Origin of the sequence: Nocardia otitidiscaviarum NBRC 14405 (assembly GCF_000308635.1) — a bacterium.
Classification (GTDB): Bacteria; Actinomycetota; Actinomycetes; order Mycobacteriales; family Mycobacteriaceae; genus Nocardia; species Nocardia otitidiscaviarum.
Map to the genome: position 1 here is coordinate 1 of NZ_BAGD01000130.1, position 3,814 is coordinate 3,814.

Below are 3,814 nucleotides of genomic sequence, written 5' to 3' on the forward strand. Positions count from 1 at the left end.
CCGAACGCGCCGCCGGGGCCGCCACCACCCACCGTCCGCACACCCAGCTCGGCGACTCCCCACCACCGCAGCGCTCCGGCACGCTCCCCGGCATCCCCTCCGGCAGCCGGGCCGAACTCATCGAAACGGTGGTCGACCGCGCCATGTCCCAGATCGGCGTCGACTACGCCTGGGGCGGCGGCAATGAGAACGGCCCCACCCTCGGCATCCGCGACGGCGGCGTGGCCGACAGCTACGGCGACTACAACAAGGTCGGTTTCGACTGCTCCGGCCTCATGATCTACGCCTTCGCCGGAGTGGGCGTCTCCCTCCCGCACTACAGCGGCTACCAATACAACATGGGCACCCGCGTGAACGTCTCCGACCGAGAACGCGGCGACATGCTGTTCTGGGGCCCCGGCGGGAGCCAACACGTAGCTCTCTACCTCGGCGGCGGAAAAATGGTCGAAGCCCCCCAATCCGGCGACGTCGTCCGCGTCTCCCCGGTCCGCGAGGAGGGCATCATGCCCTACGCGGTCCGCATCGTCTGAACGCGGACCACGCCCGCTGCGACGTCACGTCCTGTTGTCGCGATCGCGTCGCCACTGGGTCAGGATCGCGAGTCCACGGGTCGTTTCAGGGCGCTGAGCAGTTTCGCGCGGTCAGCGGCCGAACCGTCCCACTGCTCGTCGTCCTCGATCATGTCGACGAGGGCGCGGAACACCACACTCAGCAGCCCGGGGAACCGGGCCTGCAAGTCTTGGTAGCGCAGGCGTATCAGCCGGGTGCGGCCGACGACGGTCGTTCGGGTGATCCCCGCTTCCCGCAGCACCCGGTAGTGGTGGGACAGCGTCGATTTGTGCAGCTCGATGTTCTGGCTGAGATCACCGCAGTTCTCGCCTTCGTCACAGGCCAGACAGGCCACCAGCTGCAGGCGGATCGGGTCCGACAGCGCATGCATGACCGCCGCCAGCTCGAGATCCGCAGTGTCCGGGTGTGGCAGTTCCGCGGGCACGTACCCACCTCCTCGGGCCCTTGACAGTTTGATGATCGTACAACAATTATTGTTGGACAAACTTCAAACAATTGGAAGGTATGGGATGTCCGACGAATTGCGCACGCCCGTCACGGTTCTGGGGCTGGGGCTGATGGGTTCGGCGATCGCGAAGGCGTTCTTGGCGGCGGGATATCGGACGACCGTATGGAATCGGACCGAAACGAAGGCCGAGGCCCTGGTCGACCTCGGCGCGACGCGGGGGTCGTCGGTGGCCGAGGCGGTCACGGCCGCTCCGCTGGTCGTCGTGTCGATGCTCAACGATGCGGCGGTGGCGGAGACATTGGGCACGGCGGGCCCGGCGCTGCGCGGGCGGGTGCTGGTGAACCTGACGTCCTCGACCCCGGAACAATCGCGCAGGCGAGCCGAGTGGGCCACGCGCCATGGTGCCGACTACGTGGACGGTGCTGTCATGGCGGTTCCGCACGGCATCGGGACAACGGAAGCGCTCATGCTGTACTCGGGTTCCGAGCGTGGCTATCGGACAGCCGAATCGGCGTTGCGGGTGCTCGCCGGGCAGGGAACCTACCTGGGCGCGGACTACGGTCGTGCCGCCGCGTTCGATGCCGCTCTGGTGTCGGTGTTCTGGCTCTCGTTCTTCGGCACGTCACTCGGCATCTCACTTGCCGAGGCCGAGGGGATCAAGGGCAACGAGTTGGTGCCGTTCGTGCCCGCTGTGGTCGCGTTGCTGCCGGAGATGATGGCGCACACCGCCGAACAGGTCGAGGCCGGTGACTATCCCGGCCACGACACCACCATCGCATCGGCCTCGGACGCGTTCGCCTCTCTCCGCGATCTGATCGCGCGCCACGGCATCGACACCGGCATCGTCGACGCTGCGAACGCCGTCCTCCGGCGTGCGGTGAACGCGGGCTACGGGGCGGACGGACTCGCTCGGATCGTCCCGATGCTCTCCGGAAATCCCTAGCCGCAGAGGGCTTCGCTATCCCTGCCGCGTCCGACCGCGCGCGGCCGATATGCCGCTCGCGGTCGGGACGGGCGGAATCATCGCTTCGGCGTCGGCCAGCCCGCGTCGGCCAACCGCCGCGCCAATGAGTCCGCCTGACGTACTCCTTGGCGGAAGGCTTCGGGCCAACTCGCGAGGGGGTTGGCGGCGTAGGTTCGGAACACGTCGATCATGGCGGCGTCGGGACCGAACCGCACCATCGTGCCCGAGGTGTGGGCGAGTTCGGTGTGCAGCCGCTCGCGCGAAACCATGTGTGCCAGCGGCTCGATGACCACGAGGATGTCGGGGACCCTGATGATCGGCGAACGATTCGAGATCGCGGCCGGTCGCCAGTGCGGCACCGACAATCGCGCCCGCGGAGGTGCCGACTATCGAATCGGCCGAGCTGAGATCGATTCCTCGGCGGCGCAACTCGGCGGCCAATCCGGTCATCCACGCGGTCCCGGGGATTCCGCCGCCGCCCAACACCACCGAGCGTCGAACAGTCCCCCCGGGCTTTCGATCACGACCACTGCCCATGCGGGCCATCGTATGCACGCCGGTCGTCCGTCGCGGGCGAACGCGAACCGTGGTGGGGGATCGGCACTTCCGCTATCGCCGATTCGATGATAGCTTGACATCCGAAACGTAAGTTACTGGCCAGTAACATAACTGTCATTGCTGCTCAGTGGAATTCGGACCGGGGGGTCAGCGCTGTGAGTACCGCGACGATCGCATTGGGCAGCATCGGTGCCGCTGTCACCGTGATCTGCTGGGGAACCTTGTTCATCGGGTTGGCCCGCATGGTTCGCGTCCTCCGTGCAGGGCAGCCGGATCGGACGCGGTTGCGTCCGGTCCTGCCGCGCCTGCGGACGGTTGTCATCGAGGTGGTCGCGCACACGCGGATGAACAAGTTCCGGACCGTGGGCTGGGCGCACTGGTTGGTGATGGTGGGCTTTCTGCTCGGTATGGTGTTCTACTTCGAGTCCTACGGTCAGACCTTCGATCCCGAATTCGGCTGGCCGATCATCGGTGATACCGCCGGCTACCATCTGATGGAGGAAATCCTCGCCGTCGGAACCATTCTCGGCATCGTGGCGCTGATCGGAATTCGTCAGCTGAACCACCCGCGCCGCCCCGAGCGGCTGTCACGATTCAGCGGGTCCAACCTCGGCGCCGCATACACCATCGAGGCGATCGTGCTCACCCACGGTCTGGGGGATGCGCTGGTCAAGGCCGGAAAGATCGCCACCTACGGCGGCGGCCACCTGTCCACGGATCCGATCACCATGCAGGTCGCCCGGTTGCTTCCGGCCAGTCCGCTGATGATCTCGGCCTTCGCATTCGTCAAGATGCTCGCCGGCGCGGCGTTTCTGTACCTGATCGGCCGCTGTCTCACGTGGGGCGTTGCCTGGCATCGGATTTCGGCCTTCTTCAACATCTATTTCAAGCGTGAGGGCGATGGTGGTGTCGCGCTGGGCGCGGCCAAGCCCATGATGTCCGCAGGCAAGATCCTGGATATGGAGACCGCCGATCCCGATGTCGATTCTTTCGGCGCGGGGCGGGTCGAGGACTTCACCTGGAAGGCCCTGCTCGACTTCACCACCTGCACCGAATGCGGTCGCTGCCAGTCGCAGTGCCCGGCCTGGAATACCGGAAAACCGTTGTCGCCCAAGCTATTGATCATGTCGCTGCGTGATCACACCTATGCCAAGGCTCCCTATCTGCTGGCCGGTGGCGACGAATCCGCGCTGGGCAGGCTATCCGAATCGGATCGCGCCGAAGGTGAACGCCCGCTGGTCGCGCCGTCGGAGGGCGGTGACTTCGGCGGCGTG

At 66.2% G+C, this 3,814-nt stretch carries 4 protein-coding genes and 2 pseudogenes; 3 read left to right on the top strand and 3 right to left on the bottom strand.

The genetic code is table 11. From position 1 onward, the window contains the following. Positions 1–530, top strand: a 530-nt coding sequence (locus ON31_RS28380) for an NlpC/P60 family protein (RefSeq protein ID WP_039818024.1), incomplete at its 5' end; no start/stop codon positions are given. 59 nt (positions 531–589) lie between these two features. Here the strand turns inward: ON31_RS28380 and ON31_RS28385 are convergent. After that, a complete protein-coding gene (locus ON31_RS28385; protein ID WP_255222287.1) occupies positions 590–994 on the bottom strand; it encodes an ArsR/SmtB family transcription factor in 405 nt (134 codons plus the stop codon). 85 nt (positions 995–1,079) lie between these two features. Between ON31_RS28385 and ON31_RS28390 the strand changes: the two genes are divergently transcribed. After that, positions 1,080–1,961, top strand: a complete 882-nt coding sequence (locus ON31_RS28390) for an NAD(P)-dependent oxidoreductase (RefSeq protein ID WP_051037865.1) — start codon at positions 1,080–1,082, stop codon at positions 1,959–1,961. A gap of 77 nt (positions 1,962–2,038) precedes the next feature. Here ON31_RS28390 and ON31_RS38235 read toward each other — a convergent pair whose 3' ends face one another. Both ON31_RS38235 and ON31_RS38620 read right to left on the bottom strand, forming a co-directional pair. Next, a complete protein-coding gene (locus tag ON31_RS38235) occupies positions 2,039–2,251 on the bottom strand; it encodes a hypothetical protein (RefSeq protein ID WP_255222288.1) in 213 nt (70 codons plus the stop codon). Between the two features lie 64 nt (positions 2,252–2,315). Beyond that, positions 2,316–2,528: pseudogene (locus tag ON31_RS38620) on the bottom strand (patatin-like phospholipase family protein); the annotation flags it as partial. Between the two features lie 167 nt (positions 2,529–2,695). Here ON31_RS38620 and ON31_RS28400 point away from each other — a divergent pair. Further along, positions 2,696–3,814: pseudogene (locus ON31_RS28400) on the top strand (Fe-S oxidoreductase); the annotation flags it as partial.

What these genes read in the sequence shown, in the direction of transcription:
- ON31_RS28390 (WP_051037865.1), top strand. Translation starts at nt 1,080, where the DNA reads ATGTCCGACGAATTGCGCACGCCCGTCACGGTTCTGGGGCTGGGGCTG.
- ON31_RS38235 (WP_255222288.1), bottom strand. Translation starts at nt 2,251, where the DNA reads ATGGTTTCGCGCGAGCGGCTGCACACCGAACTCGCCCACACCTCGGGC.